Below are 15,694 nucleotides of genomic sequence, written 5' to 3'. Positions count from 1 at the left end.
CGTGACGACCATCGAAACGCCGCGCACGCCGGCCCGGACCGGCACGAGAAGGAACAACTGGGAGAAGTGGGGCTGGATCTACATGCGCGCCTCGGGCGTGCTGCTGGTCGTCCTCATCTTCGGCCACCTGCTGATCAACCTCGTCCTCGACGACGGCGTGAAGCAGATCGACTTCGCCTTCGTCGCGGGCAAGTACGCCGCCCCATTCTGGCAGGTCTGGGACCTGCTGATGCTGTGGCTGGCCCTCATCCACGGCGGCAACGGGATGCGGACCCTGGTCAACGACTACACCGTCAATGCGACGCTCAACCGCATCCTCAAGTGGGCCATCGCCGCCGCGGTCGTCGTACTGATCGTGCTGGGCACCCTCGTGATCTTCACGTTCGACCCGTGCCCGGCCGGCGCCGCAGCCGACCAGCTGTCCTCGTTCTGCCCGGCCAAGTGAGACTGACGGAAAACAAAGAGCTGTGACAACTGAAACGACCGAATCCATCGTCATCGACGGCGTCCACTACCACGAGTTCGACATCGTCATCGTCGGCGCCGGCGGCGCCGGGATGCGCGCGGCCATCGAGGCCGGACCGCACGCCAAAGTCGCGGTCATCTCCAAGCTCTACCCCACCCGCTCCCACACCGGCGCGGCGCAGGGCGGCATGGCCGCAGCGCTCGCCAACGTGGAGGAGGACAGCTGGGAGTGGCACACCTTCGACACGGTCAAGGGCGGCGACTACCTCGTCGACCAGGACGCGGCCGAGATCCTCGCGAAGGAGGCCATCGACGCCGTCATCGACCTCGAGAACATGGGCCTGCCGTTCAACCGGACGCCCGAGGGCACGATCGACCAGCGCCGCTTCGGCGGGCACACCCGCGACCACGGCAAGGCGCCGGTCCGCCGGGCGTGCTACGCGGCCGACCGCACGGGCCACATGATCCTGCAGACGCTGTTCCAGAACTGCGTCAAGCTCGGCATCACCTTCTTCAACGAGTTCTACGTGCTCGACGTGATCATGAACGACGTCGATGGGGTCGACCAGCCCGCGGGCGTCGTCGCCTACGAGCTGGCGACCGGCGAGCTGCACGTCTTCCACTCGAAGGCGATCGTCTTCGCCACCGGCGGCTTCGGCAAGATCTTCAAGACCACCTCCAACGCCCACACCCTCACCGGCGACGGCGTCGGGATCATCTGGCGCAAAGGTCTGCCGCTGGAGGACATGGAGTTCTTCCAGTTCCACCCGACCGGCCTGGCCGGCCTCGGCATCCTGCTCACCGAGGGCGCCCGCGGCGAGGGCGCTATCCTCCGCAACGCCTCCGGCGAGCGGTTCATGGAGCGCTACGCCCCGACCATCAAGGACCTCGCACCGCGCGACATCGTCGCCCGCTGCATGGTGCAGGAAGTCGCCGAGGGCCGCGGCGCGGGGCCCCACAAGGACTACGTGCTGCTCGACTGCACGCACCTGGGCGCCGAGGTGCTGGAGACGAAGCTCCCGGACATCACCGAGTTCGCCCGCACGTACCTCGGCGTCGACCCCGTGGTCGAGCCGGTGCCGGTGATGCCGACCGCGCACTACGCGATGGGCGGCATCCCGACCAATGTCAGCGCCAAGGTGCTGCGCGACAACACGACCGTCGTGCCCGGCCTGTACGCCGCGGGCGAGTGCGCGTGCGTCTCGGTTCACGGCTCCAACCGGCTCGGCACCAACTCGCTGCTCGACATCAATGTGTTCGGCAAGCGCGCCGGAAACAACGCGGTCGAGTACGTCAAGACGGCCACGGCCGTGCCGCTGCCGGAGGACCCGGCGAAGAACGTCCGCGAGCTCATCGAGGGCCTGCGCAACTCCACCGGCGCCGAGCGCATCGCCGCGATCCGCAAGGAGCTGCAGGACGAGATGGACCGGAATGCCCAGGTGTTGCGCACCGACGAGTCTCTGGAGAAGGTCACCGGCACCATCCACACGCTCCGCGAGCGCTACAAGAACGTGGTCGTTCAGGACAAGGGCAAGCGCTACAACACCGATCTGCTGGAGGCCGTGGAGCTCGGCTTCCTGCTCGACCTCGCCGAGGTCGTCGTCTACTCCGCGCGCAACCGCAAGGAGTCCCGCGGCGGCCACATGCGCGACGACTTCCCGAAGCGCGACGACGAGAACTACATGAAGCACACGATGGCCTACCTCACCGGCGACCCCCACTCGGCGGACGCGGCAGACCACATCACGCTCGACTGGAAGCCGGTCGTCGTGACGCACTATCAGCCGATGGAGAGGAAGTACTGATGTCCACCGCCGCCGTGCTCGAAACTCCCCCGGCTCCCGAGGCCCTCGTGCCGTCGTTCACCGTGACGCTGATCATCCGCCGGTTCGACCCGGACGCGGACACCGAGCCGCGCTGGCAGGACTTCGACGTCGAGATGTACCCGACCGACCGCATCCTGGACGCCCTGCACAAGATCAAGTGGGAGCAGGACGGCTCCCTCACCTTCCGCCATTCGTGCGCCCACGGCATCTGCGGCTCGGACGCGATGCGCATCAACGGCCGCAACCGGCTGGCCTGCAAGACGCTCATCAAAGACCTGGACGTCTCCAAGCCCATCTATGTCGAAGCCATCAAGGGCCTGCCGCTGGAGAAGGACCTCATCGTCGACATGGAGCCGTTCTTCGCCAGCTACCGCGAAGTGCAGCCGTTCCTGGTCGCGAACTCCAAGCCGGAGAAAGACAAAGAGCGCATCCAGTCGGTCGCCGACCGCGCCCGCTTCGACGACACCACGAAGTGCATCCTCTGCGCCGCGTGTACGTCGTCCTGCCCCGTGTTCTGGACCGACGGCCAGTACTTCGGCCCGGCGGCCATCGTCAACGCGCACCGCTTCATCTTCGATTCGCGGGACGACAACGCGCAGGTGCGCCTCGACATCCTCAACGACAAAGAGGGAGTGTGGCGCTGCCGCACGACCTTCAACTGCACCGACGCCTGCCCCCGGGGCATCCAGGTCACGCAGGCCATCGCCGAGGTCAAGCAGGCCATCATGCGCGGGAAGCCGTAGCGCCCCAGGAGCTTTCCGACGCCTCCCCGGCTGAGTCAGCCGGGGAGGCGTCTGCTTTTCGCCGACAGGCACTTAGAGGTGGTTTCAGTAGTCGGCGTGGCGGTGGTTGTTGTGGCTGGTTAGCGGGGATGCTGGTCGAGTGTCGACGCTTGCTGAGGATCGGTTCATTACGGATATGTTGTGGGAGCGGCTGGAGCCGTTGATTCCGCCTCGGCCGCCTGTGGTCAATGGGCGGGCTGGGCAGCCTCGGGTTCCTGACCGGAAGGTGTTCGCTGGGATCGTGTTCGTGCTGCTGACGGGGATCCCGTGGAGAAGCTCCCGCCCGAGTTGGGGTATGGGTCCGGGGTCACTTGTTGGCGGCGTCTGCGTGAATGGTCCGAAGCGGGCGCGTGGGATGCACTGCGGAAGATCATGCTCGACGAACTCGGCCAGGCTGGCATGATCGACTGGTCAAGAACCTGCCTGGACTCCGTAAGTGTCCGGGCGAAAAGGGGGGCGATCTCACTGGACCTAACCCCACGGATCGTGGGAAACGGGGCACCAAGTACCATGTCCTGACCGACCGCAACGGACTCCCGCTGCATGTGGAGATCTCCGGCGCCAACCGACACGACTCCATGCTCGTGGAACCTGTGTTAGACAACATCACCGCGATCAAGGGCGTCGGCCGCGGTCGGCCCAGACGCCGCCCGGTTATCTTCCACGCCGATAAGGCTTACGACAACCGCCGCGTCCGCTGTTACCTGCGTTGTCGTGGGATCAAGGCACGCATCGCACGAATCGGAGTCGACTCCAAACAGTGACTGGGTAAACACTGTTGGGTAGTCGAACGCACCATGGCCTGGATCCTCGCCTTCCGGAAACTCGCCACTCGCTACGACCGCACCGCCTCAACGATCACGGCGCTCGTCGCTCTAGCAATCGCGATCACCAGCGCCCGCAAACTCACCAAAAACGACTACTGAAACCATCTCTAAGACGCTTGGCATCTTGCGACGTATCTGCGAGTCCTAAAATCTGACACGAACCCCGGACCCGGACCCCAGCAAAGACCACGGCGACCGCACACGAGCTCTTCCTCTCCAGCGACCACGAAGCGGGTCAGCGGATCGTCGCCGACGCGATTCGATCGCAGGGGTTCACGGTGACCTCGATTCCCTCGGGCGGCCTTCTCGCCAAACGCGGAGGAGGACATCCCCTGCCCGGCGCTGCCGCCCACGCACCTCGCTATCCTTGCTGCGTGCCACAGAACTCCCGTCGCCCGGCGAAGCCGGCCCCCGTCCGGCCCGATCCCGCCCTGCAGCGCACCGAGGGAACAGTCACGCCGACGGAGCCGCTGCGCGAACGGCTTGAGCGGCCGGTTGCGCGGGTCTCGCGCTGGGCGAAGCGGGTGCAGGCGCTGCGGCCCTCCCGCGTCTACCTCAACTACGCCCACTCCGATGGCAACCTGCGGGCCGCCGGGATGGGTTTCCAGTCGCTGTTCGCGATCTTCGCGGCCATCTGGCTCGGTTTCTCGGTGGCGGGCATCGGGCTGAACAGCAATCCGGAGTTCTTCGACGCGCTGGTCTCGCTCATCAACCGGGCGGTCCCCGGTCTGCTCCAGACCTCCACCAGCACCGGGGTGATCGACTCGTCGCAGCTGTCGCAGGCGACGGCGTTCGGGTGGGCGGGGGTCGTCGCCGCGGTCGGATTGCTCTGGACGGCCATCGGCTGGCTTTACTACACACGCCAGGCGGTCCGTGCCGTGTTCGGGCTCAGCCGGGACACAACGAACTACGTGCTGCAGAAGATCCGCGATCTGTTCCTCGCGCTCGCTTTCGGGCTGGTGCTCGTGTTCTCCGCACTTCTGACGTTCGCGAGCACGCAGGCGCTCACCTTCGTGCTCGCGCTGGTGGGGCTCAGCTCCGACTCGTTCTGGACCAGCGCCGTGGCGAGGCTGTCGGGTCTGCTGGTGTCGGTCCTGTTGAACATCGTCACGCTGGGCGCACTGTTCCGGGTTATGTCGCGTGTCGCGATCCCCTGGCGGAACCTGTTCTCCGGCGTGCTGCTCGGGGCGCTGGTGCTCGCCGGGCTGAGCGCCCTCGGCGGTCTGCTGCTCGGCGCGGCGACCAGGAATCCGCTGCTGGCGACCTTCGCGGTGTTCGTCGGTCTGCTGTTCTGGTTCAACCTCGTCTCGCGCGTGATCCTGCTGTCGGCTTCCTGGATCGCGGTCGGGATGTTCGACAGCGGGATCTCGCCGCGCGCGATCACGCCCGAGCAGGCCGCAGCCGAGCGCGCCGCGGCCGAGTATCGGGCGCGCGTCCTCGTCGCTGAGGCGGAGCTGCAGAACGCGCGGGACGCCCTCGCCGCCGCGCGCTTCCTGGCCCGGCCCGGCGCCCAGCGGAAAGCCGAGAGGGCTGAGCGCCGGCTCGACGATCTGCTCGACGGAGGGAGCGTCGGCCGTCCCCGCTAGGGTGGGACCATGCCCTCTGAACACCTGCGCATCGCGACGATCAACGTCAACGGCATCCGTGCCGCGTTCCGCAGAGGCATGGGGGAGTGGCTCGCCGCCCGCGATGTCGACATCCTGGCCATCCAGGAGGTGCGCGCCTCCACCGACGACCTGCTGGGGCTGCTCGGCGACGAGTGGGACATCCTGCACGACCCGGCCACCGCGAAGGGCAGGGCGGGCGTCGCGATCGCCTCCCGGCACCGCGCAGCGACCCACCGGGCGGGGCTCGGGCCGGCCGGCTTCGACAGCGCCGGCCGCTGGCTCGAAGCGGACTACGAAGTGGGCGGGAAAGCGATCACCGTGGTCAGCGCCTACGTCCACTCCGGCGAGGCGGGCACTCCGAAGCAGTCCGACAAGTACACCTTCCTCGACGCCGTGGAGGCGCGGCTGCCCGAGCTCGCCGCGCACAGCGAGCACGCGGTCGTGCTGGGCGATCTGAACGTCGGCCACCGCACCCTCGACATCCGCAACTGGAGGGGCAACGTCAAACGGGCGGGGTTCCTCCCGGAGGAGCGCGCCTACTTCGATCGCATCCTCGGCGCCGAAGACGAGCCCGGCTACAACGACGGCGCGGGCCTCGGCTGGGTGGATGTCGGGCGCAAGTGGGCCGGTGAGGTCGACGGCCCCTACACCTGGTGGACATGGCGCGGCCAGGCCTTCGACAACGACACCGGCTGGCGCATCGACTACCAGCTCGCCACACCGGCGCTGGCGGCGACGGTGAAGAGCTACGCGGTGGACCGTGCGGCCGCCTACGACGAGCGATGGTCCGACCACACTCCCGTGGTCGTCGACTACGCCCTCTGACCCTCCACCTCCACTTTCCCGAAAGCACACACATGACTGACTCCCCCCGCCTCTACTCGGGAATGCAGCCCTCCGCGGACTCGCTGCACCTCGGCAACTACGTCGGCGCCCTCCTGCAATGGAAGGACCTGCAGGCGGTACACGACGCTTTCTTCTCGGTGGTCGATCTGCACGCGATCACCGTGGCGCAGGACCCTCACGACCTCCGCGAGAAGACGCGCCGCACCGCTGCCCAGTACATCGCGGCGGGCATCGACCCGTCCGCTTCCACCCTCTACGTGCAGTCGCACGTTCCGGCGCACGCGCAGCTCGCCTGGGTGCTGAGCACCATCACCGGCTACGGCGAGGCCGCGCGCATGACGCAATTCAAAGACAAATCCGCCAAACAGGGCGCCGAGGCGACCTCGGTCGGGCTGTTCACCTATCCGGTGCTCATGGCCGCCGACATCCTGCTGTTCGACGCCGACGTGGTCCCGGTCGGCGACGACCAGCGCCAGCACGTCGAGCTGACCCGCGATCTGGCCGAGCGCTTCAACAGCCGGTTCGGCGAGACCTTCGTGGTGCCGCAGGCCATGATCCTGAAGGACGGAGCGCGCATCTACGACCTGCAGAGCCCCGAGGCGAAGATGTCTAAGTCCGCCGACTCCGAAGCGGGGATCGTCCGGCTTCTGGACGAGCCGGACATCACCCGCAAGAAGATCATGCGCGCCGTGACCGACACCGACGGTGTGGTCTCGTACGACCGCGCGGGCAAACCGGGCATCAGCAACCTGCTCAGCATCTACTCCGCGCTGTCGGGCCGGGCCGTCCAGGAGATCGAGCTCGACTACGAGGGCAAGGGCTACGGCGACTTCAAGAAGGGGCTTGTGGAGGTGGTGGTCGACGCTCTCGGCCCCGTTCGCGAGCGCACCCTGGAGCTGCTGGCCGACCCGGCCGAGCTCGACCGCATCCTGGCCGGCAACGCCGCCCAGGCGAGCGAGACCGCCGAGGTCACGCTCGCCAAAGCCTACGAAGCCATCGGCTTCCTGCGACCCGCGCGCCGATGACCGCGGGGCCGGTGGTGCTGACCGGGGAGCGGGTGACGCTCGCCGCACCGACGACGGACGACATCGACCGGATCGTGGAGCTCTGCCAAGATCCCGAGGTCTCCGCGTGGACGACAGTGCCCAGCCCTTACCGCCGTTCCGACGGCGAGGGCTTCGTCACCGGAATGGTGGCGGACGGCTGGGCGAGCGGCCGGGTCTGCACCTGGGGCATCCGGGCGGAGGGCGCGCTGCACGGGGTGGTCGGACTGCACGAGATCCACGACGGCGCCGCCGAGATCGGCTTCTGGCTGGGCTGGGAGGCGCGTGGCCGCGGCTACATGTCCGAAGCGGTGGCGCTGGTGCTCGATTTCGCCTTCGCGGGCGCACCGTCCGGTCTCGGCCTGCACCGGGTGGTGTGGCACGCCATCGCGGGCAACGCGGCGAGCGCCGCCGTCGCCCGCCGAGCCGGGTTCCGGTTCGAGGGCACAGCACGGCTCGGGGTCACGCAGGGCGGGGTCCGCCGCGACCGCTGGCAGGCGGGAATGCTCGCCGACGACCCACGGGCGCCGGCCGGCGACTGGCCGGACGCGACCTTCGTGCAGCTGTCGCTGTGACCGCTCCGCGGGTCGTGCTGTTCGCCTCGACCGCACCCCGCTGCCATGTCAGCGGGTGACGAGGGCGAAGGTCCACGCCGAGCCGGTACCCGGCACTTGGATGACCAGGGCCTGCTCCGGGAGCGCCCTGTTCATCTCCTGAGCCGTCAGCAGGACGGTGCGCAGGCGGCCGTTCACGCTGTGCGCCGCGATGCCCATGACGGTGAACGCGCTCTCGTAGGCGTGGTCGTCCATCGGCTCTTCTAGCCAGCCGAGGATCGGGACCGCGTCGCTGATCCGCACCGCTCGGGCGACCGCCGTCGCCAGCGACTCGTGCCAGCGCAGCGCCGGCGCCGGCGCCCACGGCGCGTTGTCCGAGACGAACACGACCGGTGTGCCCGGCTGAAGGCCAGCCAGCACACGCAGCAGCGCTGTGTCCGCGATGTGGATGCCGTTGATGTCCATCGGAACCACCCCTTTCCGCCCCCGCCGTTCGGTGCCACGAGGTATGACCGAGACTAGTGTCCTCGAAAATGCGGACGAAACCGGTTGCTGGCCCCAGTTCGGGGCGGACAGCGCCCGGCGCGCGGAAGCGCCGCCCGGCCCCAGCCGGACGGCGCTTCCGCGTGTGAGGGGTCAGCCGTTCTGCACGTCGTCATCCACCCAGTCGAAGGTCTTCGTCACGGCCTTCTTCCAGAGGCGGAGCTGGCGGTCGCGCTCGGCGGCGTCCATCGTGGGCTCCCAACGGCGGTCCTCCTGCCAGTTCTTGCGCAGGTCGTCCAGGTTCTCCCAGAAGCCGGTGACGAGGCCGGCGGCGTAGGCGGCGCCGAGAGCGGTGGTCTCTGCGACGACCGGACGAACGACGGGGACGCCCAGGATGTCGGCCTGGAACTGCATCAGGGTGTTGTTGGCGATCATGCCGCCGTCCACCTTCAGCTCCGTGAGGTCGACGCCCGAGTCGGCGTTCACCGCGTCCAGCACCTCGCGGGTCTGGAAAGCGGTCGCTTCCAGGGCGGCCCGGGCGATGTGCCCCTTGTTCACATAGCGGGTCAGGCCCACGAGCGCACCGCGCGCGTCCGCCCGCCAGTACGGCGCGAACAGACCGGAGAACGCCGGCACGAAGTACGCGCCGCCGTTGTCCTCGACCGTTTTGGCCAGCTCCTCGATCTCCGGAGCGCTGGAGATGATGCCGAGGTTGTCCCGCAGCCACTGCACCAGCGAGCCGGTGACGGCGATCGAGCCCTCCAGGGCGTAGTGCGGTTTCGCATCGCCCAGCTTGTAGCCGAGCGTCGTCAGCAGACCGTTCTTGGAGTGGACGATCTCCTCACCCGTGTTGAAGATGAGGAAGTTGCCGGTGCCGTAGGTGTTCTTGGACTCGCCCGGATCGAACGCGGCCTGGCCGAATGTGGCGGCCTGCTGGTCGCCGAGGATGCCCGCCACGGGCACCTCGCGCAGCAGGCTCGACGGTTCGACCGTGCCGTAGACCTCGGAGGAGCTCTTGATCTCCGGGAGCATCGACTTCGGCACCCCGAACGCGTCGAGGATGTCGTCCCGCCAGCTCAGCGTCTCCAGGTCCATGAACATGGTGCGGGAGGCGTTGGTCACGTCGGTGGCATGCACACCGCCGTCGGTGCCACCGGTGAGGTTCCAGAGGACCCAGCTGTCGGTGGTGCCGAACAGCAGATCGCCGCGTTCGGCGCGCTCGCGGGCCCCCTCGACGTTCTCGAGTATCCAGACGATCTTGGTACCCGAGAAGTAGGTCGCGAGCGGGAGTCCCACGATCGGCTTGAACCGCTCGACACCGCCCTCCGCGGCGAGCCGGTCCACGATCGGCTGCGTTCGGGTGTCCTGCCAGACGATCGCGTTGTAGACCGGCTCCCCGGTGTTCTTGTCCCACACCACCGCGGTCTCGCGCTGGTTGGTGATGCCCACCGCCGCGATGTCGTGGCGGGTCAGATCGGCCTTCGAGAGGGCCTGCCCGATGACCTCGCGGGTGTTGTTCCAGATCTCGACGGGGTTGTGCTCGACCCAGCCCGGCTTCGGGAAGATCTGCTCGTGCTCCAATTGCCCGGTCGAGACGATCGACCCGGACTTGTCGAAGATGATCGCCCGGGTGCTTGTTGTGCCTTGGTCGATGGCGACGATGTACTCGGCCATAGAGATGACTCCTTTGTTCGGGGGTGAGACGGAGAGGGTCGGCCGGATCTCCCGGCCGGCCCCGGGTTGTGCCTGAGTCGGGCTCTCACATCAGGATCGGCAGCAGGAGGATGGCCAGCCAGCCTGCCAGGAGACCGCCGACGATCGGGCCGACGACCGGTACCCAGGAGTAGGACCAGTCGCTGGAGCCCTTGCCTTTGATCGGCAGCACGGCGTGCGCGAGGCGAGGGCCGAGGTCACGGGCCGGGTTGATCGCATACCCGGTCGGACCGCCGAGGCTCGCGCCGATGCCGATCACCAGCAGGGCGACGGGGAGCGCGCCGAGCGCGCCGAGGCCGACATTGTTGCCGGGCTGGTGGCCGAAGCCGATCACGACGAAGACCAGGACGAACGTGCCGACGATCTCTGTGATGAGGTTCCACGCGTAGCTGCGGATGGCCGGGCCGGTCGAGAACACACCGAGCTTGTTGGCGGGCTCGGGCTCCTCGTCAAAGTGCTTCTTGTAGGCCAGCCAGGTGAGAACGGCGCCGATGAAGGCGCCGATCAGCTGAGCCAGGATGAAGAGCACGACCGTGGCGAAGCTCACATCCACGAGGGTATGGGCGTCTTTATTGCCGAACTGGGTCGCGCCGTTGGCCCACAGGCCGAGCGTCACCGCCGGGTTCAAGTGGGCGCCCGAGTTGTAAGCGACGACGACACCCGAGAACACCGCGATGCCCCAGCCGATGTTCACCATCAGGAACCCGCCGTTGAAGCCCTTGTTCTTGACAAGAGCGACATTCGCCACGACACCCGTACCGAGAAGGGCCAGCATCGCCGTTCCGACCAGTTCGGACAGGAAATCCACACCGATATTGTCCACGTTGACCTCCAGTTGTTCAGTTGACCCGCACCCTACGATCTGCCATGAGATGTGGTTCTCGTCAGAGCCGACATGTGAACGCTATTGCGGTTAGTTCCACCTGACAAGGACCGTGCCATGCACGTCTGTGCATTATCGAAGCGCCGCGGCTTCGCTGCCGTCCCCTGACGTGAGATGCACCAGGTGGGCGCCGGCTAGTTCCGCTTGGAAAGTATCTTCCTCCTCTGTGCGCCGCTTTGGCGACCATCCGAGGACATTCGCCGCGATTTCCGCGATTTCGCGCACGAGCGGCACGCTGACAGCGCCGGTGAACGCGAGGCTGGTGCGGCGCAGAAAGACATCCGACAGGTGGGCGACGTGCTCGGTGCGGATGAGGTGGTCGATCTCGGCGCGGGAGTAGCCGGGTGCCCCGGCGAGCGCGACGTCGTCGCCCTCCCACGCGGCGATCGCGGCGATGATCGCGCAGGCGCGGGTTCCATAGCGGTGCAAGAGGGTCGCGGCGCGCTCAGCGCCGATGTCCGCGCCATAGCGCGCGATCCAGTCGCGCTCGGCCTGCGGGGTGGCCGGGAAGCCCGCTCCGCCACCGATGGGCAGTCCGAGGGTGGAGACGGTGCGGGTGAGGCCCAGAGCCTCCAGCGCCTCGTTGGCGAGGTGCTCGCTCAGCGCGCGGAACGTCGTCCACTTGCCGCCGACCAGGCTGAGGACCATCGTAGCGCCGAGACCGGAGACGGCGCCGGGGACGATACGGTAGTCGCGGGAGACGAAACCGGGTGCGGTGTCGTCGTGGTGCGGCAGCGGGCGGACACCGGAGAAGGTGTAGACGATCTGCTCTCGCGTGACCGGAATGCCCGGGAAAACGTGTGCGACCAGTTCGATGAAGTAGTCGATCTCGTCCTCGGTGCAGACGGCCGGAGTCGCTATGTCCGCCTCGATGTCGGTGGTGCCGACCATCACACGGCCCTTCAGCGGGTAAATGAGGACGATGCGGCCGTCGTCGTTCTCGAAGAACATCTCACGACCCTGGCAGGCTGCCATGAGCTGCGGGTTGTCGAGCACGATATGCGACCCCTTGGTACCCCCCATGTACCGGGTGGCCTGACCCAGCGCATCATTGGTGAGATCGGTCCAGGGTCCTGATGCGTTGATCACGATGTCCGCGGTGATCGAGAACTCCTCGCCGGTCTCGCGGTCGCGGACCAGGACACCGCCGTCCTTCGCTCCCACGGCCTCCGCGTAGTTGGCGGCGCGGGCGTGCGGCCCAGCGGCCAGACCGTCGGCGAGGACATCGAGGGCGAGCCGCTCGGGATCATGAACGGAGGCATCGAAGTAGGTCGCCGTGTATTTGAGGCCCGGGTTCAGCGCGGGGAGCACCTCGAGCGACTTCTTGCGGCCGTGGAACCTGTGCCGCGGAACGCTGCCGCCATCGCGGGAGAACGCATCGTAGATCGTCAGGCCGGTCTTGATGAGGAAAGCGCCGCGTTCCTTGGGTTTGCCCGACTTATGGGTGAGGAACCGCAGCGGCGCAGCCATGATCCCCGAGAAGGTCGAGAAGATCGGGATGGTGGTCTCCAGCGGTTTCACGTAGTGCGGGGCGATCCGCAACAGACCGTTGCGCTCGGTGATCGACTCCTTCACGAGCCGGAACTCGCCGTTCTCCAGATAACGGATGCCGCCGTGGATCATGTGGCTGGAGGCCGCTGACGCACCGGAGACGAAGTCATTGCGCTCGACGAGGACGACATCGACGCCCTGCAGGGCGAGGTCGCGGAAGGTTCCGAGCCCGTTGATGCCGCCACCGACGATGAGCACCTGGGCGGTCGGCCGCTCCGCGATGCGCTGGACCTCGGGGCGGCGGGTCGACTTCGTCGTCACGGACAACTCCTGGAATATCGGTGGTTCGGTTGCAGAATACGGTTATAGTCTTGAACACGGCACAACTTCGATCAAGTCGGATGCACATACGTGCAGTCCGCGAACCTCAGAAAGCGGCCTCGAATGTCCGCATCCGGAACCCGGAGCTCCTCCGACAGAGTGCGCGACGCCCTGAAAGCCGGCCACCTGTACTACATGCAGGACCTGACGATGGAGGCCATCGCCCACGAGATGCACATCTCGCGATCCAGCGTCTCCCGGCTCCTCTCCTACGCTCGGGCCTCCGGACTGGTCACCATCCAGATCGCGCAGCCGCACGAGGGCGCCATCCGCATCCAGCAGGAGATCAACGACCGCTTCGGGGTGGCGGCGCACATCGTCCCCGTGCCGGGCGCCATCAGCGATGTCGACCGGCTCGAACGGGTCGCCCTCTCCGCTGCACGTATTCTCGACCGCTTCATCGACTCGAACCAGCGCGTCGGGATCGCCTGGGGCTCGACCATGAGCGCGCTGAGCCGCCACCTCATCCCCCGCGATCTGCACAACCTGGAGTTCGTGCAGCTGAACGGCGCGGGCAACACCTACACGACGGGTGTGCTCTACGCCTCCGAGATCCTGCGCCGGTTCGGCGACACGTTCTCGGGAACGATCCAGGAGTTCCCTGTCCCCGCGCTCTTCGACGACCCGCAGACGAAGGCGGCCATGTGGCGGGAGCGCAGCACACGGCGCATCCTCGACATCCAGGAGCGGATGGACGTCGCCCTCTTCGGCCTCGGCTCCCCCTTCTCCGAGGTGCGCTCCCACGTCTACGCCGGCGGCTACCTCGACGCGGCCGACTACGCTTCGCTGGACGAGTCCGGGGTGGTCGGCGATGTCGCGACGGTGTTCTTCCGGCAGGACGGCAGCCACCACGGCATCCCGCTGAACGAGCGGACCAGCGGCCCCGACATCGACCTGATCAGAAGCGTGCCGCGCCGCGTCTGCATCGTCTCGGGACCGTCGAAGGTACACAGCCTGCGCGGTGCGCTGGCAGCGGGCCTCCTCACGGACCTGGTCGTGGACGAAGGAACGGCCCGGGCGCTGGTCGCTTAGCGGCCAGACGGCGCCGGGCCGCCCTTTCGGAGCGCGGGGTCAGACGCGGACGCGGCGCTTCCGGAACAGCGCGAGGAGGCAGCCGCCCACCGCGAGGAGAGCCAGTGTCGCCCCGGAAAGCAGTCCGATGTCGAGGCCCGTCTGGGCGAGGTCACCCGAGCCGGGGCGGTTCGCGGCCGGCGAGGCGGCCGGGGCGTCCGGGCCGTCTGCGGAATCCGGGGCGCCTGCGGCGTCCGGACCGGTCGGCGTGACGATCGGAGCCTGGATGAACGCGAACGTCGTGACGGCCGCGCGCGCTCGCTGGGAGCCGATCGCGCTCCCGAGCGGCTGACCGTCGTCATCCAGCGGCTGCCCTGTGACGGCCGCCGTGTTCACGGTGTCCTGGGACGTGTCCGCGATCCCGGTGGTCGTACACTCGGCGGAGGCCGACTGACCCGCGGCGAGGGTCCCGAAGGTGAGAGCCGAGCACTCGGCGCTGGTTCCGGTCATCCCGCCACTGAGCTCTTCGAGGGACACCGCGACATCCGCGAGCGGCACATTGCCCGTGTTCGTCACCGTCAGCCGCCACTGCGCGTCGGAGCCGAGGGGCAGGGTGGCGTGATCGACCCACTGCGCGTCATCGGTCGCATCGCAACCGGCGCCGGTCTCGCAAACCTGCTTGACGAGCGCGAGAGCGGGAGCCGGGATAAGCACATCGGCTCGCGAGACATTCGACTCGACCCCGTCGCTGCCGTAGCGCTCGATGAGCCGCTGGCGCGGATCGGGGTCGGTGAACGAACTCGTCAGCTTGGCGTAGTTCGCCGGCCGGTCCCCCGTGAGCGAGGACGTGGTGCAGCGGATCGCAGCGCTGGAGCCCGGGAGCAGCGTCGCGGCGACCGCCGCTCCGGCGCAGGTGTTGTCCGCGGCGATGCCGTCGGTGAGCACGTCAGCGGCGACGCAGACATCGTTCAGGGCGATGGTGCCGGTGTTCGTGGCCGTGAGCCGCCAGATCACGTCGGCGCCGGCATCGACCACGGCCCGCGACGACCACACGGCGTCGTCGGCCACATCGCAGGCGGCCTCGCTGCCGGCGACGCAGACCTCCTTGACCAGTTCGAGGCCGGGGTCGACCACGCGCAGGATCACCGTCGTCACCGTCCCCGAGAAATCCATGCCATTGGGCGACTCCACCGGAACCGGGACGCCGAAGGACAGCCGCGCGTTGTCGTCCCCCGCGGTCAGCGTGCGACTCATCCGGCTGGTGGTGGGGACGGTCTCTCTGCCCTCTTTGAGGACCGTGCCCGCGCCCAGGGACTGCGAGCCGCCGCCCGCCGGCCGCAGCGTCCAGGCGATTTCGGAGGCGGTGAAACCCCACTCGAGCGCGTCGATGGGCGTGATCACATTCTAGCACGCCTTTGTCTCGCCGTAGAAATCGAGGGTGTCCCCGGCGAGGGCGTACACCGTCGGAACCACGCCGTCCGGGGTCTGGATCTGCGTGTGTGTCGCGGCCCTGCCGGTACACACTTCGGAGGACAGGTCATCGGGCGCGCCCACGATCACACGGGTCTGCACGGGTGCGGGAGCGGGCGCCGGGATGGGTGCGGCGCCCAGCAGGAGAGCGGAGCCGAGCAGCACACCGCCTCCCGTTGCGACCGCCCGGATAACAGTGATGTTTTTCAAGTAAGCCACAAAAATAAACCATACGGTTTCGCTTGCTTCCGGAGAAGCGATTTGCGGGTGCGACCGGTCAGATTAAGCGGGAATAGAAAACGCCTACGGGTG

The 15,694-nt window shown here is 67.7% G+C and carries 14 protein-coding genes and 1 pseudogene; 9 read left to right on the top strand and 6 right to left on the bottom strand.

Going from position 1 to position 15,694, the window contains the following annotated elements:
* Position 1: 1 nt before the first annotated feature.
* The 8 genes and pseudogenes from O159_RS02020 to O159_RS01985 all read left to right on the top strand — a co-directional run bounded on the left by O159_RS02020 (position 2) and on the right by O159_RS01985 (position 7,971).
* Positions 2–445: a succinate dehydrogenase hydrophobic membrane anchor subunit gene (locus O159_RS02020; RefSeq protein ID WP_021754098.1), complete on the top strand. Its 444-nt coding sequence runs from the start codon at positions 2–4 to the stop codon at positions 443–445.
* A 22-nt stretch (positions 446–467) separates the two neighbouring features.
* Positions 468–2,270: a succinate dehydrogenase flavoprotein subunit gene (gene sdhA / locus O159_RS02015; protein WP_021754097.1), complete on the top strand. Its 1,803-nt coding sequence runs from the start codon at positions 468–470 to the stop codon at positions 2,268–2,270.
* Positions 2,270–3,034, top strand: coding sequence for a succinate dehydrogenase iron-sulfur subunit (locus O159_RS02010; RefSeq protein ID WP_021754096.1), 765 nt, complete (start codon positions 2,270–2,272; stop codon positions 3,032–3,034). Before sdhA ends, O159_RS02010 begins: the two co-directional genes overlap by 1 nt.
* Before the next feature lie 106 nt (positions 3,035–3,140).
* Positions 3,141–3,999: pseudogene (locus O159_RS13670) on the top strand (IS5 family transposase).
* A gap of 275 nt (positions 4,000–4,274) precedes the next feature.
* Positions 4,275–5,486, top strand: coding sequence for a YihY/virulence factor BrkB family protein (locus tag O159_RS02000; RefSeq protein ID WP_021754095.1), 1,212 nt, complete (start codon positions 4,275–4,277; stop codon positions 5,484–5,486).
* Between the two features lie 9 nt (positions 5,487–5,495).
* Positions 5,496–6,332: an exodeoxyribonuclease III gene (locus tag O159_RS01995; protein ID WP_021754094.1), complete on the top strand. Its 837-nt coding sequence runs from the start codon at positions 5,496–5,498 to the stop codon at positions 6,330–6,332.
* A 32-nt stretch (positions 6,333–6,364) separates the two neighbouring features.
* Entirely contained in the window at positions 6,365–7,378 is a 1,014-nt protein-coding gene (trpS, locus tag O159_RS01990; protein ID WP_021754093.1) for a tryptophan--tRNA ligase, read from the top strand.
* On the top strand, positions 7,375–7,971 hold the full coding sequence (locus tag O159_RS01985) for a GNAT family N-acetyltransferase (protein WP_021754092.1): 597 nt from the start codon (positions 7,375–7,377) through the stop codon (positions 7,969–7,971). Before trpS ends, O159_RS01985 begins: the two co-directional genes overlap by 4 nt.
* Positions 7,972–8,019: 48 nt before the next feature.
* On the opposite strand, the gene O159_RS01980 is transcribed toward O159_RS01985, so the two are convergent.
* The 4 genes from O159_RS01980 to O159_RS01965 all read right to left on the bottom strand — a co-directional run bounded on the left by O159_RS01980 (position 8,020) and on the right by O159_RS01965 (position 12,841).
* Positions 8,020–8,415: a hypothetical protein gene (locus tag O159_RS01980; RefSeq protein WP_043993442.1), complete on the bottom strand. Its 396-nt coding sequence runs from the start codon at positions 8,413–8,415 to the stop codon at positions 8,020–8,022.
* A gap of 171 nt (positions 8,416–8,586) precedes the next feature.
* Positions 8,587–10,107 (bottom strand): glycerol kinase GlpK, encoded by a 1,521-nt coding sequence (gene glpK / locus O159_RS01975; RefSeq protein ID WP_021754090.1) that lies wholly within the window; start codon positions 10,105–10,107, stop codon positions 8,587–8,589.
* 85 nt (positions 10,108–10,192) lie between these two features.
* Positions 10,193–10,921 carry an MIP/aquaporin family protein gene (locus tag O159_RS01970; protein ID WP_043993911.1) on the bottom strand — a complete coding sequence of 243 codons (729 nt, stop codon included), beginning with the start codon at positions 10,919–10,921 and terminating at the stop codon, positions 10,193–10,195.
* 180 nt (positions 10,922–11,101) lie between these two features.
* The gene (locus O159_RS01965; protein ID WP_021754088.1) at positions 11,102–12,841 is read right to left on the bottom strand and encodes a glycerol-3-phosphate dehydrogenase/oxidase; all 1,740 of its coding nucleotides are present in this window, start codon (positions 12,839–12,841) and stop codon (positions 11,102–11,104) included.
* 123 nt (positions 12,842–12,964) lie between these two features.
* Here O159_RS01965 and O159_RS01960 point away from each other — a divergent pair, with 123 nt between their 5' ends.
* The gene (locus O159_RS01960) at positions 12,965–13,933 is read left to right on the top strand and encodes a sugar-binding transcriptional regulator (RefSeq protein ID WP_021754087.1); all 969 of its coding nucleotides are present in this window, start codon (positions 12,965–12,967) and stop codon (positions 13,931–13,933) included.
* 39 nt (positions 13,934–13,972) lie between these two features.
* Here O159_RS01960 and O159_RS01955 read toward each other — a convergent pair whose 3' ends face one another.
* Both O159_RS01955 and O159_RS01950 read right to left on the bottom strand, forming a co-directional pair.
* Positions 13,973–15,313 (bottom strand): DUF7617 domain-containing protein, encoded by a 1,341-nt coding sequence (locus tag O159_RS01955; protein ID WP_021754086.1) that lies wholly within the window; start codon positions 15,311–15,313, stop codon positions 13,973–13,975.
* Positions 15,314–15,316: 3 nt separating this feature from the next.
* On the bottom strand, positions 15,317–15,601 hold the full coding sequence (locus O159_RS01950; RefSeq protein ID WP_144267514.1) for a hypothetical protein: 285 nt from the start codon (positions 15,599–15,601) through the stop codon (positions 15,317–15,319).
* Positions 15,602–15,694 lie beyond the last annotated feature (93 nt).

The sequence above is a fragment of the Leifsonia xyli subsp. cynodontis DSM 46306 genome, from assembly GCF_000470775.1.
Taxonomy (GTDB): Bacteria; Actinomycetota; Actinomycetes; order Actinomycetales; family Microbacteriaceae; genus Leifsonia; species Leifsonia cynodontis.
The sequence above is the reverse complement of the archived record's forward strand: the minus strand, read 5'-3'. Positions and strand labels throughout refer to the sequence as shown.

Bases quoted from the DNA above. Each gene is read 5' to 3' on its own strand.
- glpK (WP_021754090.1), bottom strand. From the start codon at position 10,107: ATGGCCGAGTACATCGTCGCCATCGACCAAGGCACAACAAGCACCCGG.
- O159_RS01960 (WP_021754087.1), top strand. From the start codon at position 12,965: ATGTCCGCATCCGGAACCCGGAGCTCCTCCGACAGAGTGCGCGACGCC.
- O159_RS01995 (WP_021754094.1), top strand. From the start codon at position 5,496: ATGCCCTCTGAACACCTGCGCATCGCGACGATCAACGTCAACGGCATC.
- O159_RS01980 (WP_043993442.1), bottom strand. From the start codon at position 8,415: ATGGACATCAACGGCATCCACATCGCGGACACAGCGCTGCTGCGTGTG.
- O159_RS01985 (WP_021754092.1), top strand. From the start codon at position 7,375: ATGACCGCGGGGCCGGTGGTGCTGACCGGGGAGCGGGTGACGCTCGCC.
- O159_RS02010 (WP_021754096.1), top strand. From the start codon at position 2,270: ATGTCCACCGCCGCCGTGCTCGAAACTCCCCCGGCTCCCGAGGCCCTC.
- trpS (WP_021754093.1), top strand. From the start codon at position 6,365: ATGACTGACTCCCCCCGCCTCTACTCGGGAATGCAGCCCTCCGCGGAC.
- O159_RS01970 (WP_043993911.1), bottom strand. From the start codon at position 10,921: ATGCTGGCCCTTCTCGGTACGGGTGTCGTGGCGAATGTCGCTCTTGTC.